2 protein-coding genes and 1 pseudogene are annotated in these 2267 nt (G+C 70.7%); 1 reads left to right on the forward strand and 2 read right to left on the reverse strand.

Features of this window, described 5'->3' with window-relative positions; translation table 11 throughout:
- Both ACK5KK_RS06370 and ACK5KK_RS06375 read right to left on the reverse strand, forming a co-directional pair.
- A pseudogene (locus ACK5KK_RS06370) lies at positions 1-326 on the reverse strand (dihydrolipoamide succinyltransferase); the annotation flags it as partial.
- A gap of 66 nt (positions 327-392) precedes the next feature.
- The gene (locus ACK5KK_RS06375; RefSeq protein ID WP_416889253.1) at positions 393-701 is read right to left on the reverse strand and encodes a dioxygenase; all 309 of its coding nucleotides are present in this window, start codon (positions 699-701) and stop codon (positions 393-395) included.
- Between the two features lie 150 nt (positions 702-851).
- On the opposite strand from ACK5KK_RS06375, the gene ACK5KK_RS06380 reads away from it, so the two are divergent.
- The gene (locus ACK5KK_RS06380) at positions 852-2117 is read left to right on the forward strand and encodes a replication-associated recombination protein A (RefSeq protein ID WP_416889254.1); all 1266 of its coding nucleotides are present in this window, start codon (positions 852-854) and stop codon (positions 2115-2117) included.
- Positions 2118-2267: the final 150 nt, after the last annotated feature.

Consider the following 2267-nt stretch of genomic DNA (forward strand, 5'->3'; position numbering starts at 1 on the left):
GTCGCGCCCTCGGTGGTCTCGGTGTCGGGGCCCGCCGCCGTAGCGGCATCCGCTGCATCCGCATCCGCTGCGTCGACGGTTGCGGGCACGGACGGCGCGACGGGCTCGGCGTCTGCGCCGACGGGCGTCGGCTCCTCGGCATCCGTCGCGACGGTGTCGGACTGCGGTGGGTCCGCCGGCGCGTCGGGCTCGGCACCCGCCTCAGCGGGAGCGGAAACCGCGGCGCCTGTCGAATCGGCGGGGGTCGCGTCCGGCTCGGACGCCGACCGCGGGTCGACGCCTTCGGAGTCGGGCGTCGGAGAATCGGATGCTTGTGCGGAAGTCACGGGTTACCTCGTCGCGGCTCGTGCCGCATGGCAGTTGGTCGGGTCACAGCCTAGTACGGGTGCGCGTCAGGGTGTCGAGGACGGCTCCGGGGTCGCGGTCTCCTCCGGCACCGGCGTGGCGCTGGGCACTTGCAGCACCGGCGTCTCGGTGGCGGTCGGTGTCGGGCTGGGGGTCGGGGCACCGGGGCCGGCGGTGAAATAGAGCGTCTGCCCGCCGATGATCGCCACGAGCAGGACGCCACCGGCAACACCGGCCACCACGTTGTCGCGGCGACGCCGTGCGATGACTCCGCGGTGGAACTCTTGTCGCGCGTGATAGACGCGGTTGCGCTCGCGCGCCGCACGCGCATCCTTCTTCCCGACGGCCTTGGCCACGGATCCTCCTCCCGCCCGGGCGGTTCCGGGCTCGGCTCAGCCTACCGGGCGGGCACCCGCTCACACACCGGTGTCGTCGAGCCCGGCTAGCCTGGTGCGGTGACATCCGGCGGCGCACTCTTTCACGGGCAGACTCCGTTGGCCGTGCGGATGCGCCCGACCGCGCTCGACGAGGTCGCAGGCCAGGCACATCTGCTCGGCGCGGGTTCGCCGCTGGTCGCGCTGGCCGATCCCGCCGGAGGCGCCAAGACCGCGGTCTCGGTCATCCTCTGGGGTCCCCCGGGGACGGGAAAGACCACGTTGGCGCAGGCGATTGCGCGCACTTCGCGGCGTCGTTTCGTCGAGTTGTCGGCGATCAGCGCGGGTGTGAAGGATGTGCGCGAGGTCATGCAGGAGGCGATGACCCAGCGCGATCTCTACGGCGCGTCGACCATCCTGTTCCTCGACGAGATCCACCGGTTCACCAAAGCGCAGCAAGATGCGCTGTTGCCGGGGGTCGAGAACGGTTGGGTCATCCTCATCGCCGCCACGACGGAGAATCCGTCGTTCTCGGTGATCGCGCCGCTGCTGTCGCGGTCGCTGCTGCTGACGCTGCAGCCGCTCAACGACGACGACCTCGGCGCGCTCGTCGATCGTGCCGTGACGGATGCACGCGGCCTGGCAGGCGCTGTGTCCCTTGCACCAGCGGCGCGTGCCGCGCTGGTGCAGTTGGCCTCCGGCGACGCCCGGCGCGCGCTGACGGCGCTGGAAGCGGCGGCGGCGATGGCCGAGGGAACCGACGACGCGACGGTCACCGCCGAGCACGTCTCCCAGGCCGCCGATCGCGCGCTGCTGCGGTACGACCGACAGGGTGACGAGCACTACGACGTCATCAGCGCGTTCATCAAGTCGATCCGCGGGTCGGACGTCGACGCAGCGCTGCACTATCTGGCGCGCATGATCGAGGCGGGGGAGGATCCCCGGTTCATCGCGCGCCGACTCGTGATCTCGGCCTCCGAAGACATTGGACTCGCCGACCCGCAGGCGCTCACGATCGCCGTCGCCGCCGCAGACGCCGTCGCCTTCATCGGCATGCCCGAGGGGCGGATTCCGCTCGCTGAGGCCACCGCCTATCTCGCAACGACCGCGAAGTCGAACGCCGCCTACATGGCGATCAACGCCGCGATCGCGGACGTGCGCGCCGGCGGGTTCGGGCGCGTGCCGATCCATCTGCGCGACGCGCACTACGCCGGCGCGAAGCGGCTCGGGCACGGCAAGGGGTACATCTACCCGCACGACCTCGAAGTCGGCGTCGCGACCCAGCAGTACTTGCCGGACGAACTTCGCGGCAAGCGGTACTACGAACCCACCGGTCGCGGCCTCGAACGCGACGTCGCGGCCCGGCTCGAGAAGATCCGTCGCATCCTGGGGGAGTGACCGGCCGCCGAGGATACGGTAGACGGCGGTAAGACAGTGCTCGACGCCGCACCCTCTTGTTCAGCGGGTAGGAGCCGACTCCGCCCCGCAGGCGCGTCACGGCAGGAGAAATCACGAAGACAGGATGAATCCGCGCGAATCGTCCTGTAC

The organism is Microbacterium sp. (assembly GCF_047972865.1).
Classification (GTDB): Bacteria; Actinomycetota; Actinomycetes; order Actinomycetales; family Microbacteriaceae; genus Microbacterium.